The sequence below is a fragment of the Rhodoferax sp. LS1P39 genome, from assembly GCF_056521425.1.
This window is the reverse complement of the sequence record NZ_JBWMAV010000007.1, coordinates 141,725-155,730: the sequence shown is the minus strand read 5'-3', so window position 1 is coordinate 155,730 and position 14,006 is coordinate 141,725. Positions and strand designations below refer to the sequence as shown.

Genomic DNA, 14,006 nt, shown 5'->3' with positions numbered 1-14,006 from the left:
GCGCATGGCGGCCAGGCTGGCACTGCTCTCCCGCGTAGCCGCTGCCGTGCTGGGCGGCTACGCGCTGGCCTCGGCAGGCGCGGTGCTGCTGGGTGCGCTGCTGCCCGGCCCGCGTGCCGAGGCGATGCTGGCCGGGGTGCAGGCCAGCTTTGCGCTGTACACCGCTGCGGTGGTCTGGGCCTTTGCGGTGCATGACCTGCGCCGCGTGTGGCTGGGCCTGCTGCTGCCCGCGCTGGTGATGGCCGCGATAGGTTTGTATTGATGAACAAGAAAACAACGACCGGCGGCTTCCGCCAAAGCATGGCCTGGCTACACACCTGGTGCGGCCTGTGGTTTACCTGGCTGCTGTACGCCGTGTTTCTCACCGGCACGCTGGCCGTGTTTGCCGAGCCCATCGGCCACTGGATGACGCCCGAGCACGCCCTGGCCGAATCGCAGGCCGCCCACGAACCCACAGCCCCCGCCAGCCGCGCCCAGCGCCTGGCCCACGGCATGGACTACATGGCCCGCCAGCACCCGCGTGCCGACATGTGGGAAATCTGGCCGAACCACGGAAATGACGGCAGTGACAGTGGCGAGGGTGGCGGCCTGGCGGCCTATTGGTTCGATGCCCAGGGCGGCTACGCCTCGGCCGACCTCGACCCCGCCACCGGTGCCACGCTCACCCCTGCCGCAGACGCGGTGCAGCGCGCCACCCAGGGCGGTGGCCACTTTGTCAGCTTCCATTACATGCTGCACGCGGGCACCTTCGGCCTGTGGCTGGTGGGCCTGGTGGCGATGGCCATGCTGGTGGCGCTGGTGTCGGGCATCGTGACGCACAAGCGCATCTTCAAAGACTTCTTCACCTTCCGCCCGGCCAAGGGCCAGCGCTCCTGGCTGGACGCGCACAACGCGCTGGCGGTGCTGACGCTGCCCTTTTTATTCATGATCGCCTACACCGGGCTGGCCATCTCGGGGTTGCGCTTGATGCCCGCCGGGGCCTGGTCGCTGTATGGTGCCGACAGCGCACGCATCTACACCGTGCTGAGCGACCCCGACAAACCGGTGCGCACCGGCCAGCCGCTGGCCGTGCCCGCCATGGAGCGCTTTGCCCAGCGGGCCGAGGCCATCCTGGGCCAACCCATCCGCTGCGTGGTGGTAGACAACCCCTTTGATGCCTCCATGCGCATTGGTGTGTACGGCCAGAACAGCAGCGCCGAGCAGATGCACCGCCTCAGCGCCAGCACCGGCCTGGTGATGTTCTCTGCCGCCACCGGCGAGGTGCTGCACACCCGCATGCCGGGCGGTGTGGATGGCGGCGTGGCCCCCCTGGTGCAGCAGGTAATGGGCGACCTGCACATGGCCCACTTTGGCGGGCTGGCGGTGCAGTGGCTGTATTTTTTGAGCGGCCTGGCGGGCACGGCCATGGTGGCCACCGGGGCCATTCTGTTCATGGTGAAACGCCGCGCCAAGCACGGTGGTGAATTCGGTGCGGCCACCGCCCGCGTCTACCGCCTGGTGGAGGGCCTGAACGTGGCCGCCATCGCCGGGCTGGGCGTGGCCTGCGTGGGCTACCTGTGGGCGAACCGGTTGATCCCCGCAGCCTTGCCACACCGCGACGATGCCGAAATTGCCGCCTTCTTCACCGTCTGGCTGCTGGCGCTGCTGCATGCCTTTGTGCGCCCGCCCAGCCGCGCCTGGGTGGAGCAACTGGCCGCCCTGGCCGCCTTGTGTTTGCTGCTGCCGCTGTTGAACCTGTTGACTGTAGGCGACCACCTGCCCGCGCAAATCGCACGCGGCGACTGGGAAAGTGCGGGCGTGGAGCTGACCGTGCTGGCCTTTGGCGCGCTGGCGCTGTGGGCCACCCGGCGCGTGGCAAGCCCGCGCCCGGCCAGGCCGCAGCGCACACCCGCCCGCATGGAGGTGGCCCCATGAGCGTGGTTTTTGCCGGAGTGGCCGCCCTGCTGCTGGCCTACGCCGGGTTTACCGGCCTGTGCCTGGCCATGGACCGGCACCACGCCCAAGTCTGGGGCCGTGATGCCTCGCCGCGCGCCCGCCGGGGCCTGCGCCTGGCAGGCGGGCTGCTGCTGGCCCTGGCCGTGTGGCCCTGCGTGGCGGCCTGGGGGCCAACGGTGGGCGTGGTGGTGTGGCTGGGATTTTTGACGGCCGGGGCTTTGCTGCTGGTGGGCCTGCTGCCCTATGCGCCGCGCGTGGCGGTGGGCCTGGCGCTGCTGGCCTTGCTGGCGCTGGCGGCGGGGGCCACGGTGTGGGCCACCAGCCGCCCGGCGGTGCGCTGGACCACGGCACCCGTGGCCCGCGCCAGCATCGAGACCAGCGTCACCGCCATGGGCACCTTGCAGCCGCGCCGCTATGTGGATGTGGGCGCGCAGGTGTCGGGCCAGGTCACCCGGCTGCATGTGGCCGCCGGTGCGCAGGTAGCCAAGGGGCAACTGCTGGTGGAGATCGACCCCAGCGTGCAGCAGGCCACGGTGGATGCCAGCCGTGCCGCGCTGGCCAGCCTGCGCGCCCAGTTGGCCGACCAGCAGGCCCAGCACCGCCTGGCGCAGCGGCAGTACAGCCGCCAGCAACTCATGGCCGAGCACGGGGCCACGCGCATGGAGGATGTCAACATCGCCGAGGCCACGCTGGAATCTGCCGCCGCCAAGATGGCCCACCTGCGCGCCCAGATCGACCAGACCCAGGCCAGCCTGCAGGCCGACACCGCGCGCCTGGGCTACACCCGCATTTTTGCGCCCATGGCGGGCACCGTGGTGTCGCTGGAAGCCCGCGAGGGCCAGACGCTGAACGCCACCTACCAGACGCCCACCATCCTGCGCATTGCCGACCTGTCGGCCATGACGGTGTGGACCGAGGTGTCCGAGGCCGACGTACGCCGCGTGCGCCCCGGCATGCCGGTGCACTTCACCACCCTGGGCGGCGATGGCCGCCGCTGGGCGGGCAAGGTGCGCCAGGTGCTGCCCGCGCCCGCGTTGGCCGAGGCCAAGGCCGCCGGGGCCGCGCCCGCCACCAGCAAGGTGGTGCTGTACACCGTGCTGTTCGACGTGGCCAACCCCGATGCCGCGCTGATGCCACAAATGAGCGCCCAGGTGGCCTTTGTGACCGCCTCGGTGCAGAACGTGCTGGCGGTGCCCCTGCCTGCGCTGGTGGCCCAGCTGGGGCCGCCAGAGTCCTACACCGCCCGCGTGCTGCGGCCCGACGGCCAGGTAGAAAGCCGCAGTCTGCGCCTGGGCGTGAAAACCCGGCTCACCGCCGAAGTGCTGGACGGCCTGCGCGAGGGCGAGCTGCTGGTGACTGGCGAGCAGCAGGCCCCCAGCCGCACGCCCTGGTTCCAGTGGTGAGCACGACCCTGCCGCTGATCGACCTGCGCGACCTGCGCAAACGCTACGGCGGGGAGGGCGGGGGAGCGCCTGCGGTGGAGGTGCTGCGCGGCATCAGCCTGCAAATCCATGCGGGTGAGTTCGTCGCCATCGTCGGCGCATCCGGCTCGGGCAAGTCCACGCTGATGCACCTACTGGGCTGCCTGGACCAGGCCAGCAGCGGCAGCTACCACTTCGATGGCCAGGACGTGGCGCAGATGGATGCCGACCAGCTGGCCTGGCTGCGCCGCGAGGCCTTTGGCTTTGTGTTCCAGGGCTACCACCTGGTGCGCACCGAGTCGGCCCAGGGCAATGTGGAAGTGCCCGCCGTGTACGCGGGCATGCCCGAGGCCACCCGCCAGGCCCGCGCCCGGCACCTGCTGGAGCGCCTGGGCCTGGGCGACAAATTGCAGCACCGCCCGCACCAGCTCTCCGGCGGGCAGCAGCAGCGGGTGTCGATTGCCCGTGCCCTGGTCAACGGCGGGCGCATCCTGCTGGCCGACGAGCCCACCGGCGCGCTCGATTCGCACAGCGGTGCCGAGGTGATGGCGCTGCTGCACGAACTGGCCGACGCAGGCCACACCATCGTCCTCATCACCCACGACCGCAGCGTAGCCGCCCAGGCCCGCCGGGTGGTGGAGATACGCGACGGGCAGATCGTGGCCGATTCGGGTGTGTCGGCAGAGTTTCAAGCCAAATCGGTCTCTAGCGCTTATTCCATTGGCGTAAGCAGCTATCAAAAGAGTAGTGCGTCCAACCAGGTCGCCTTCGGGGCCGTGCTGCGTTCGGCCTGGCGGGCCATGGTGGTGAACCGCTTTCGCACCGCGCTCACGCTGCTGGGCATCGTGATCGGCGTGGCTTCGGTGATCGTCATGCTGGCGGTGGGCAGCGGCTCGCGGCAGCAGGTGATGGCCAACATGGCAACCTTTGGGGCCAATGCCATGTACATCTCGGCCATGCAGGGCAGCAGCCGCGACCGCGCCGCCCCGCTGACCCTGGCCGACGCAGACACCATCCGCCAGTTGCCCAACATCCAGACGGTGGAGCCCTACATCGATGGCCGCCTGCTGGTGCGCCGCGGCAACATCGACCACCAGACCGAGGTGGGCGGGGCCACTACCGACTTCCAGGAGGCGCTGAGCTGGCCGCTGGCCGAGGGCGTGTGGTTCGATGCCGTCGACCAGCAGCGCCTGGCCAAGGTGGCCATCCTGGGCCAGTCGGTGCGCAAAGTGCTGTTTGCCGATGGCAGCAACCCGCTGGGGCAGGACATCCTGATTGAAGGCGTGCCGTTCCAGGTGATTGGCGTGCTGGCCCCCAAAGGCGGGGCGGGCGGCGACGAAGACCAGAACGAGCGTGTGGTGGTGCCGTTTGCCGCCGCCAGCGCCCGGCTCTACGGCCACCCGCACCCCAGCTGGATCTCCGTGCTGGTGCGCGACCCGGCCCAGGCCAACGCCACCGGCGAGGCCATTTTGGCGGCGCTGGCCGACAGCCGCCGCGCCAAGGACGTACGCCTGTGGAACCAGGCCGAATCCATCCGCGTACAGGGCGAAACCGAGCGCACCATGGCGCTGATGCTGGGCCTGATTGCCGCCATCTCGCTGGTGGTGGGCGGCATTGGCGTGATGAACGTGATGCTGATGGCGGTGCGCGAACGCACCCGCGAAATCGGCATCCGCATGGCCACCGGGGCGCGCCAGGGCGACATCCTGCGCCAGTTTTTGACCGAGGCGGTGCTGGTCACCGTGGTGGGCGGGGCCATCGGCGTGGCCGTGGGGCTGGCGCTGGGCACGGCGCTGCGGGTGGCAGGCGTGCCGGTGATCTTCTCGCTCAGCGCCATCGCCAGCGCGTTTGGCTGCGCGGTGGCCACCGGCGTGGTGTTTGGCTACATGCCCGCCCAACGCGCCGCCCGGCTGGACCCGGTGGTGGCCCTGGCTTCTGAATAGCAGGCTATGTGTTTTTTGCTATTGGATTGTTGCTTTAATTTGATAGCTGCTTGCGCCTGTATATAGGGCGGTAGCAGGTATTTTTGTGCTTGAAAAACCCCCTAAAATTGGTTTTTTGGCAGCATGTGGAAGTCCCCACTAGCCACCCCGCCGCCTGCGCCAGACACTGTGCCCACCGCCACCTTCCCCTGGAGAGTCCACCATGCCCCTGATTGCCCGCCGTACCCTGGTCCAGGCCGCCGCAGTGACCGCTGCCCTGGCCGCCACCGCCGCCTTCGCGCAGACCCCCATCGTCATCAAGTTCAGCCACGTGGTCGCCCCCGACACCCCCAAGGGCAAGGCAGCATTGCGCTTTAAGGAGCTCGCCGAGCAGCGCAGCAAGGGCAAGGTCCAGGTGCAGCTCTACCCCAATAGCCAGCTGTTCAAGGACAAGGACGAGCTGGAGGCCTTGCAGCGCGGCTCGGTGCAGATGCTGGCACCGTCGCTGGCCAAGTTCGGCCCGCTGGGTGTGAAAGAGTTTGAGGTGTTTGACCTGCCGTTTTTGTTCAAGGACGATGCGGCGTTTCGGGCCATCACCCAGGGCCCGCTGGGAGCCGAGCTGTTTGGCAAGCTCGAAACCAAGGGCATCCGTGGCCTGGCGTATTGGGACAACGGCTTCCAGTCCATGAGCGCCAACAAGCCGCTGCGCACTGTGGCCGACTTCAAGGGCCTGAAGATGCGCATACAGAGCAGCCGGGTGCAGGACGCGCAGATGCGGGCCCTGGGCGCGGTGCCGCAGGTGATGGCTTTCAGCCAGCTCTACCAGGCCTTGCAGTCGGGCGTGGTGGATGGCACCGAGGGCGTGCCGTCCAACTACTTCACCCAAAGAATCTACGAAGTGCAAAAGCACATGACCCTGTCCAACCACGGCCACCTGGCCTATGCGGTGGTGGTCAACAAGAAGTTCTGGGACGGCCTGCCTGCCGACATCCGTACCACGCTGGACGGCGCGTTGAAAGATGCCACCACCTACGCCAACACCATTGCCGCGTCCGAGAACGCCGCCGCCCTGGACAAGATCAAGGCCAGCGGCAAAACCACCGTCTACACCCCCACGCCCGACGAGCTGGCCGAGTGGAAAAAGGCCCTGATGCCGGTGCACCAGGCCATGCAGTCGCGCATCGGCAAAGCCACCGTTGACGCGGCCTACCAGGCTACCGGTTTCGCGGCACCCCAATAGGCTGGTGCAGGCGGATGGATGGTTGCTACTAAATAAGTAGCTGCTCGTGCTTATCCCATAAGCGCTAGGGGTCATTTTGGCCCTTAAGCCATGGTGCGGGGGCAACGCAACCGTATAATCGCGGTCTTCCGAGGAGCGCTGCAACCTTTGGTCACTACCAAAGTGTGAGGCTCGGAACCCGTATCCTTTGATAACGGCGCTCACCCACTGCCAGCAGGGTGAGTCGAGTTGTTCCCCGTTCTGCTGCGCAGTGGCTGTACCAACCTCTCTTGGAGCCACCATGAACGCAGTTCTCAAGTCTGTTTCTCCCGTTTTCACCGCCGACCAAGCCATTGCCGACCTGTCCCTGGCAGGCTGGGGCCAGCGCGAAATCCGTATCGCCGAGACCGAAATGCCCGGCCTGATGGCCATCCGTGAAGAGTTCGCTGCCGCCCAGCCCCTTAAGGGCGCGCGCATCACCGGCTCGCTGCACATGACGATCCAGACCGCCGTGCTGATCGAAACCCTGCAAGCCCTGGGCGCGCAAGTGCGCTGGGCCTCGTGCAACATTTTCTCCACGCAAGACCACGCCGCTGCGGCCATCGCTGCGGCCGGTACGCCGGTGTTCGCCATCAAGGGCGAGTCGCTGAAAGACTACTGGGACTACACCCACGCCATTTTCGACTTCGGTGCCAAGGGAACCCCCGGCGAAGGCCCGAACATGATCCTGGACGACGGCGGCGATGCCACGTTGCTGATGCACCTGGGGCAGCGCGCCGAAAAAGACATTTCCGTGGTGGCCAACCCCACCAGCGAAGAAGAAACCCTGCTGTACAACGCCATCAAGGCCAAGCTGGCCGTGGACCCCACCTGGTACACCCGCAAGGCGGCTGAAATCATCGGCGTGACCGAAGAAACCACCACCGGCGTGCACCGCTTGAACGAAATGTCGGCCAAGGGCACGCTGCTGTTCCGCGCCATCAACGTCAATGACTCGGTGACCAAGAGCAAGTTCGACAACCTGTACGGCTGCCGCGAATCCCTGGTGGACGGCATCAAGCGCGCCACCGACGTGATGATTGCGGGCAAGGTCGCTTGCGTGGCCGGTTACGGCGACGTGGGCAAGGGCAGCGCCCAGGCCCTGCGCGCACTCAGCGCCCAGGTGTGGGTGACCGAAATCGACCCCATCAACGCCCTGCAAGCCGCCATGGAAGGCTACCGCGTGGTCACCATGGACTACGCCTGTGCCCACGCTGACATCTTCGTCACCACCACCGGCAACAAGAGCGTCATCACCCACGACCACATGCTGCGCATGAAGGACCAGGCCATCGTCTGCAACATCGGCCACTTCGACAACGAAATCGAAGTTGCGGCGATCGAAAAATACCAGTGGGAAGAGATCAAGCCGCAAGTCGATCACATCACTTTCCCCAGCGGTAAGAAAATCATCCTGCTGGCCAAGGGCCGCCTGGTGAACCTGGGCTGCGGCACCGGCCACCCCAGCTTTGTGATGTCGGCCAGCTTCGCCAACCAGACCATCGCCCAGATCGAGCTGTTCACCAAGAAGGACGCGTACGAAAACGGCAAGGTCTACGTGCTGCCCAAGCACCTGGACGAAAAAGTCGCCCGCTTGCACCTGAAGAAGGTCGGCGCGATGCTGACCGAGCTGACCGACGAGCAAGCCGCGTACATCGGCGTGAGCAAAGCCGGCCCGTACAAAGCCGACGCTTACCGCTACTAATAGCAATAACCACTGAAAGAAAGCAGCGCTCTCTATTCCAGGAACCCATGGGACTGGCTTTGCCAGACCATAGGGTTCGCCCCCGGTAGGGGGTTGGCGGCCACACGCAGTGGGCAAGCCTGGGGGAGGGCCAAAAATTTATGCGCGCTGATCAATTGTTAGTAGAACGCGGCATGGCCGCATCCCGTTCCCAGGCGGTGCGCCTGATCACCGGGGGGATGCGCTGGTTTGACGGCATCAAATGGCGCGATGTGGTCAAGAACAAGGACGACATCCCCGAAGACGCGCAACTAGAACTGCTCAACGATGCCGAGGCGCGCTACGTCTCGCGCGGCGGGCTCAAGCTGGAAGCCGCGCTCAAACACACCGGCCTGGACGTGACCGGCCTGTACGTGCTGGATGTCGGCCAAAGCACCGGTGGTTTCACCGACTGCCTGCTGCAAGCGGGCGTGGCCCAGGTGACCGGTGTGGACGTGGGCCATGCCCAGCTGCATCCCAAGCTGCGCGTCGATGCCCGGGTGCTGTGCGTGGAGGGGCTGAACGCCCGCTCGCTCACCCCCGAGTCCCTGCAAGAAGCCTGCGAGCTGGTGTTGTCTGAGCACTGGGTACCGCCCACCGTGGACGACCCCGAGCCCGAGGCCCCCTACAGCTGGATGCGCGGCGGCGGTGAAGTCACCGACTACGACGACAGCGACGACGCAGACGATGCCGAGGTGGAGGCGCACATCGCCCAGGCCACCGGCAAGGTCAATGCTCGGCCGCTGGAGGCTGAACCCACCGCCGATGCCGCCCCCAAGCGCCACCGCCGCAAGGCCGGGCTGGACGGTGTGGACACCACGCCCGAGTTCGACCTGGTCACGGGCGATGTGTCGTTCATTTCGCTCACCCACATCCTGCCCGCGCTGGTGCCGCTGCTGCCGCCCGAAGGCCATCTGCTGATGCTGGTCAAGCCCCAGTTCGAACTGCAGCCCGGCCAGGTTGGCAAGGGTGGCATCGTGCGCGACACCGCCCTGTACGCCGTGGTGGAAGCGCGCCTGCGCCAATGCTGCGCCGAGGTGGAGCTGGAAGTGCTGGACTGGTTCGACAGCGTGCTCGAAGGCGGCGACGGCAACCGTGAATTCTTCATTTATGCAAAAAGACTTGGCTAACCCCCAGGCTACGCACTTCGTGTCTTCGCCAACCCCCTTGCAGGGGGCGATATCTGCGGCCCGGCGAAGCCGGTTCCGCGATATCCCACGCACAGACCGCGCGTCCGAAATCGCCTGGTAACTTTTCGAATCGAGTCCTCTATGACATCCTCAATTCCCCTTAGCTTAGAGTTTTTCCCTCCCAAAACGCCTGAGGGCGCGGCCAAGCTGCGTACCGTGCGCCAGGCCCTGTACGCCCTGAAGCCCGAGTTTTGCTCGGTCACCTTCGGTGCCGGTGGCTCCACGCAAGAAGGTACTTTTTCCACCGTGGCCGAGATCCTGGCCGAGGGCGTGTCGGCCGCCAGCCACTTCTCGTGTGTGGGTGCCACCAAGGCCACCGTGCGGGCGCAGCTGGCCACTTTGCGCTCCATGGGCGTGAAGCGCCTGGTAGCCCTGCGCGGCGACCTGCCCAGCGGCTACGGCGCGGGCGGCGAATTCCACTACGCCAGCGACCTGGTGGCCTTTATCCGCGCCGAGACGGGCGATGCCTTCCACATCGAGGTGGCCTGCTACCCCGAAGTGCACCCCCAGGCCAAATCGGCCGATGCCGACCTGAACGCCTTCGCCATCAAAGTCCACGCCGGGGCCAACTCGGCCATGACGCAGTACTTCTACAACGCCGATGCCTACTTCCGCCTGGTGGACGATGCCCGCAAACTGGGCGTAACCATCCCGGTCGTCCCCGGCATCATGCCCATCGCCAGCTCGTCGCAGCTCATGCGCTTCAGCGATGCCTGCGGTGCCGAAATCCCCCGCTGGGTCCGCCTGCGCCTGCAAGGCTTCGGCGACGACACCGCCAGCATCAAGGCCTTCGGCCTGGAAGTAGTCACCGACCTGTGCGAACGCCTGATAGCCGGTGGCGCACCCAGCCTGCACTTCTACACCATGAACCAGAGCGCGGCGACGCTGGAGATTTGCAAGCGGTTGGGGCTTGGTGGGCAATAGCCGGATGGGTCAGCCTGGTGGGGTCAGATCCCCTTTGCGCGATTGACCGCTGCGGTGCGGGAACGGTCGAAAACCGCAAAGGGGCTCTGACCCCTCCCGGCGGTTCTCCGTGACGGACGGTTGAGGCCGACCCGGTTCTCGGGTGCTCCGATACCACCTACACCGGGTTAAGCCAAAAGTGCCCCTGGCGCTTATTCCATCGGCGGTGACAGCTATGGAAAATAGAGCGTTTCCCGTATCCACCTTTTGATGGACAAATGCCGTTGCGTGGAGGCTTTCAACGTATCGCCTCGCTTCATATTGGGCTATCTTTTGGCTGCGGGGTTTGGCAGGATTTTTACGTCTGTATAAAACTCGGATTCCCCTGCGAGCAACCAGTTTGAAAGCCACTTCCAGGAGATTTCGATGAATGATTTAAACCTCATTCGCCGAGTTAAACCGCAGGTTTTGCGGTGTACATCACGTTAGGCGTCACAGCCAGCAGGTGCCTCATGCAAGAACTTGAAGATGCAAAACTCCGCGCAGAAGCGCAGAAGCTCTTGGCCGAAGCGCGAAAACTTGACCGCGATGCCTTGAGCACGGTTCCTCAGGCTCGAATGGCTCTGTTAGCGGAGATGGCCAAAATTGTAGGCGCAGTGATCCTTGGTATCGGAGGTTTGGCGGTTGCCATCTACAAGACAGATGAGGCCGCAACAAAGGTGGCTCTAGCGGACAAACAGGTTAGGGACGCAACCGGGCAATTCAACGAGATTGAGACTAAACGGGTCGCGGCCGAAGAACGAGCTCGTGAAGCCAATAGCAATGTTGCGCAGCTGGAGAACGCTGCGGCGCTGCTTGAGACGAGGCTATCCGAACTTGAACTGAAGAGAAGAAGCCTGGAGGGCTCTGAAGGACGACCAAGACTTGTGTTCGTCAAATTCAAAGGAGATCTCCGACGTGAAAGCATCAATGATCTGCGAACATTTCTGTTGACTAAGTCATTTGATGCCCCCGCGCCATTAAGGATCGCAGGCACGTACGGGAGCCGCGTAAAGTACTTTCAGCCGAGTGACGCAGTAGCGGCAGCAAAGCTTGCGGAGGAGACAAGAGTGTTCTTTCGAGAACGGTCCTGCTCGGTAGCCATATCGACCGAGCTGGTAGCTGGTGTGACTCCAGCGCCACCCCAGTTGGAACTCGAACTTTCGCCGCCATGCAGGTGAGGCCTAACCATTCGTTCAACCGGAAGCATTGCGGCATGCCGCCGTTTGGGCCGCCATTTCATTCTGGCTCAAACGTCGTCATACCCCATGCTCCGGTTAACTCGCACGTTAGTTGTCACAGCAGTCACCATTGTTGCCCTACGTGTCAAGCGTCATCAATAGTGCTGACTCGCTTGAGATCGAATTAGTGTAAAGAAAGTCAGCCGCAAAGCATTCGAGGAGAGCAAACATGCGAAAAATCTGTCTCGCAATTTTGATGGTGTCATCCTTGAGCACTACGGGGTGCGCCTATCTGACTACTTACAACCGTTCAATCGACCTAAATGGAGGCTCGGTTGCAATGGACGTAAAGCAACGTGTGGTGTTCTCCCAAATCCGCAAAGGCAGTGCCGATTTAAGTCGTCCTGACAGAGTTGTCGTGTGCGCAGAGCCAAGCCCTGACGCACTTACTGTGCTCGCAGTGTCGGGGGGACTAGCTGTAAGTAATGGAGATAACGTAGCGAATGCATCTGCAGGAATCGCCGAAAGTGGAGCGTTTGTTGGCTTGCGGACTCAGTCGATTCAGCTGCTGCGAGATGCTATGTACAGATTGTGCGAAGGGTACGCGTCTGGTGCGGTGGGTGATTCAGACTTCGCTGCCATGCAACGCAGATACCAAAGCACCATGATGGGTTTGATTGCCATCGAACAGCTAACCAGACCAGTAGTCGCGGGTCAGGCGTTATTGACCTCCGCGGCAGCGGGTCAGGCAGGTGCATCCGCTGGCGATGCTGCCGTGGACAAAGCTTTTACTCGGGTCGACTCGGCAAGAACGGTAGTTCTCGCAGCGCAAACTGAAGTGGACAAGTCGACCGCGCGCCAAGACAAGGCTCAATCCTTGTTGCGCGAGAGCAGAGAGAAGTTTGATATTGAATCTAAGAAAAAGCCAGAAGATCAAGACCCTTCCGTGTTGACATCGATCAAGGAACAAGTGGCGATGAATACGAAGGAAGTACAAGACAGTCAACTAGCTCTCGCTGACGCGAGACGACGCAACGTAGCAGCTGACGAGGAGCTTCGTGCAGCGAACTCCGCGCTCCGATCAGCACAGTCGCGCGTGGCATCGTCCGCGTCCGGCAGTGGGTCGCTTGGCGCGCTCGCCGAGTCTGCTGCCAAGTCGACGGAGCACTTGACCAAAGGAGTTGTTGACATCGTGGCAGAAATCAACGCGAGCTATACCAAAGATGCCTGCCTAGCGCTGTTGTCCGAGTTGGTCAAATCCCCAGAGACTCTGCGCGCACTAACAGGCAATAAGGCCCAGGCTGTTGGCGAATCCAGCCTGGAAATCGTCCTCTTTCGCAGCCTCTCAACATGTGAACGAATACTAGCTGCAGAGCAAGCCCGAGTGGAGTCATTGCCTTCCAGGCTTCCCAGGTGACACTCCATTTGAATCATCTTTTGGGTGACGCCTAACGAATAAGGTTAGATCGCGCTTGAACCCTTAGTCGCACCGGACTCGCCTATGGCGAGCCGGTGAACTAAAACGTTAGGCAGTCCAAGCCTGCCGTCCACCCGCTTCCGACGGTCGCTGAACGCGTATGCAATCCCCTGGTCGCGACACCCCCGCCACGCCCAACCCGCCAATAGGGGTTAGCGCTGTGCGGGTTCTGCCCACATCCAGCGCGCAATCGCGATCCGCCCCCCATTGGCTAGACCCCCCTGGCCAGCCCCACCGCCTCATCCCACTAAAAACCGCCCCCGAAACGCCTCGCAAAACTGCGAGGTGCCTGTCAGCGACAACGTAAACGTCTGCCGAGACTGCCCAGCCACCATTTCAGCCTGCTGCTGCACCTGAAAGTCCCACTCTCCACCTTCGTCCAGCGGGGCTTGCAGGCCAGGAAAGGCCGCGTGGGCCCAGTCCAGCACCTGCTGGATTTCGGCTTGCACGGCGGGTACTTGCGCGGCGGGGACGCAGGCCATGGCTTCCAGGGATGCGCAGCCGTGCTCGTCTTCGCTGGTGTCGAAGTCGAGGTAATCCATAGAGGGAAGACTACTGTGCGGCGCGGGGTTTGGCGGCGCGCACGCCGTTTTTGGCGACCAGCTCGATGTAGAACGATGCGCCACCGGCAGCGGCCACATCGTCGATCAGCTTGGTGATGGTGGCGAAGTGCACGACCACCGCGGTGTCGGCGCTGGTGCCGAATTTGCAATCCCAGTCCCAGTAGTCCACGCCTTCGGGCAGGGCCACGCGCAGCTGGCGTTTGACGTATTTACGGATGTCGTGCTTGGTGGCTTCGACCACGCGGTCGCGGTTTTTGCCTTCTATGTTCAGGGGGAATGTTTTTTTCACAGGGTGCCTTTGAGAAGCCCATACCGTCCTGTGTGGACGGTCCTGGGCAGGCGCTCGATTATGGGGCCTGTGCGCCCGCAGTCCTTTGCAACCGAACCGCTACTG

General features: G+C 64.0%; 12 protein-coding genes and 1 riboswitch. Of the genes, 10 read left to right on the top strand and 2 right to left on the bottom strand.

The genetic code is table 11. The features are described from left to right. Positions 1–4 precede the first annotated feature (4 nt). From AC097O_RS13515 to AC097O_RS13470, 10 genes are all read left to right on the top strand, one after another. On the top strand, positions 5–262 hold the full coding sequence (locus tag AC097O_RS13515; protein WP_479593321.1) for a hypothetical protein: 258 nt from the start codon (positions 5–7) through the stop codon (positions 260–262). Continuing rightward, positions 262–1,914, top strand: coding sequence for a PepSY-associated TM helix domain-containing protein (locus AC097O_RS13510; protein ID WP_479593320.1), 1,653 nt, complete (start codon positions 262–264; stop codon positions 1,912–1,914). The genes AC097O_RS13515 and AC097O_RS13510 overlap by 1 nt, the downstream gene beginning before the upstream one ends. Beyond that, positions 1,911–3,338 (top strand): efflux RND transporter periplasmic adaptor subunit, encoded by a 1,428-nt coding sequence (locus AC097O_RS13505; protein ID WP_479593319.1) that lies wholly within the window; start codon positions 1,911–1,913, stop codon positions 3,336–3,338. The genes AC097O_RS13510 and AC097O_RS13505 overlap by 4 nt, the downstream gene beginning before the upstream one ends. Continuing rightward, the gene (locus tag AC097O_RS13500) at positions 3,335–5,299 is read left to right on the top strand and encodes a MacB family efflux pump subunit (RefSeq protein ID WP_479593318.1); all 1,965 of its coding nucleotides are present in this window, start codon (positions 3,335–3,337) and stop codon (positions 5,297–5,299) included. The genes AC097O_RS13505 and AC097O_RS13500 overlap by 4 nt, the downstream gene beginning before the upstream one ends. A 202-nt stretch (positions 5,300–5,501) precedes the next feature. Continuing rightward, positions 5,502–6,518 (top strand): TRAP transporter substrate-binding protein, encoded by a 1,017-nt coding sequence (locus AC097O_RS13495; RefSeq protein WP_479593317.1) that lies wholly within the window; start codon positions 5,502–5,504, stop codon positions 6,516–6,518. A gap of 124 nt (positions 6,519–6,642) precedes the next feature. Beyond that, positions 6,643–6,727: riboswitch (S-adenosyl-L-homocysteine riboswitch) on the top strand. Between the two features lie 71 nt (positions 6,728–6,798). Next, positions 6,799–8,241 carry an adenosylhomocysteinase gene (gene ahcY, locus AC097O_RS13490; protein WP_479593316.1) on the top strand — a complete coding sequence of 481 codons (1,443 nt, stop codon included), beginning with the start codon at positions 6,799–6,801 and terminating at the stop codon, positions 8,239–8,241. A gap of 140 nt (positions 8,242–8,381) precedes the next feature. After that, positions 8,382–9,389, top strand: coding sequence for a TlyA family RNA methyltransferase (locus tag AC097O_RS13485; protein WP_479593315.1), 1,008 nt, complete (start codon positions 8,382–8,384; stop codon positions 9,387–9,389). 141 nt (positions 9,390–9,530) lie between these two features. Continuing rightward, entirely contained in the window at positions 9,531–10,373 is an 843-nt protein-coding gene (gene metF / locus AC097O_RS13480) for a methylenetetrahydrofolate reductase [NAD(P)H] (RefSeq protein WP_479593314.1), read from the top strand. Between the two features lie 491 nt (positions 10,374–10,864). Next, complete coding sequence (locus tag AC097O_RS13475) at positions 10,865–11,572, top strand: hypothetical protein (protein WP_479593313.1); 708 nt, start codon at positions 10,865–10,867, stop codon at positions 11,570–11,572. A 229-nt stretch (positions 11,573–11,801) separates the two neighbouring features. After that, positions 11,802–12,989 carry a hypothetical protein gene (locus AC097O_RS13470; protein ID WP_479593312.1) on the top strand — a complete coding sequence of 396 codons (1,188 nt, stop codon included), beginning with the start codon at positions 11,802–11,804 and terminating at the stop codon, positions 12,987–12,989. A 299-nt stretch (positions 12,990–13,288) separates the two neighbouring features. Here AC097O_RS13470 and AC097O_RS13465 read toward each other — a convergent pair whose 3' ends face one another. Further along, positions 13,289–13,591, bottom strand: coding sequence for a hypothetical protein (locus AC097O_RS13465; protein WP_479593311.1), 303 nt, complete (start codon positions 13,589–13,591; stop codon positions 13,289–13,291). 10 nt (positions 13,592–13,601) lie between these two features. After that, the gene (locus AC097O_RS13460; protein WP_479593310.1) at positions 13,602–13,901 is read right to left on the bottom strand and encodes a DUF6172 family protein; all 300 of its coding nucleotides are present in this window, start codon (positions 13,899–13,901) and stop codon (positions 13,602–13,604) included. Between the last annotated feature and the right edge of the window lie 105 nt (positions 13,902–14,006).

Coding starts and splice junctions, on each gene's coding strand:
- AC097O_RS13470 (WP_479593312.1), top strand. CDS start 11,802: ATGCGAAAAATCTGTCTCGCAATTTTGATGGTGTCATCCTTGAGCACT.
- metF (WP_479593314.1), top strand. CDS start 9,531: ATGACATCCTCAATTCCCCTTAGCTTAGAGTTTTTCCCTCCCAAAACG.
- AC097O_RS13510 (WP_479593320.1), top strand. CDS start 262: ATGAACAAGAAAACAACGACCGGCGGCTTCCGCCAAAGCATGGCCTGG.
- AC097O_RS13465 (WP_479593311.1), bottom strand. CDS start 13,591: ATGGATTACCTCGACTTCGACACCAGCGAAGACGAGCACGGCTGCGCA.
- ahcY (WP_479593316.1), top strand. CDS start 6,799: ATGAACGCAGTTCTCAAGTCTGTTTCTCCCGTTTTCACCGCCGACCAA.
- AC097O_RS13485 (WP_479593315.1), top strand. CDS start 8,382: ATGCGCGCTGATCAATTGTTAGTAGAACGCGGCATGGCCGCATCCCGT.
- AC097O_RS13475 (WP_479593313.1), top strand. CDS start 10,865: ATGCAAGAACTTGAAGATGCAAAACTCCGCGCAGAAGCGCAGAAGCTC.
- AC097O_RS13515 (WP_479593321.1), top strand. CDS start 5: ATGGCGGCCAGGCTGGCACTGCTCTCCCGCGTAGCCGCTGCCGTGCTG.
- AC097O_RS13505 (WP_479593319.1), top strand. CDS start 1,911: ATGAGCGTGGTTTTTGCCGGAGTGGCCGCCCTGCTGCTGGCCTACGCC.
- AC097O_RS13495 (WP_479593317.1), top strand. CDS start 5,502: ATGCCCCTGATTGCCCGCCGTACCCTGGTCCAGGCCGCCGCAGTGACC.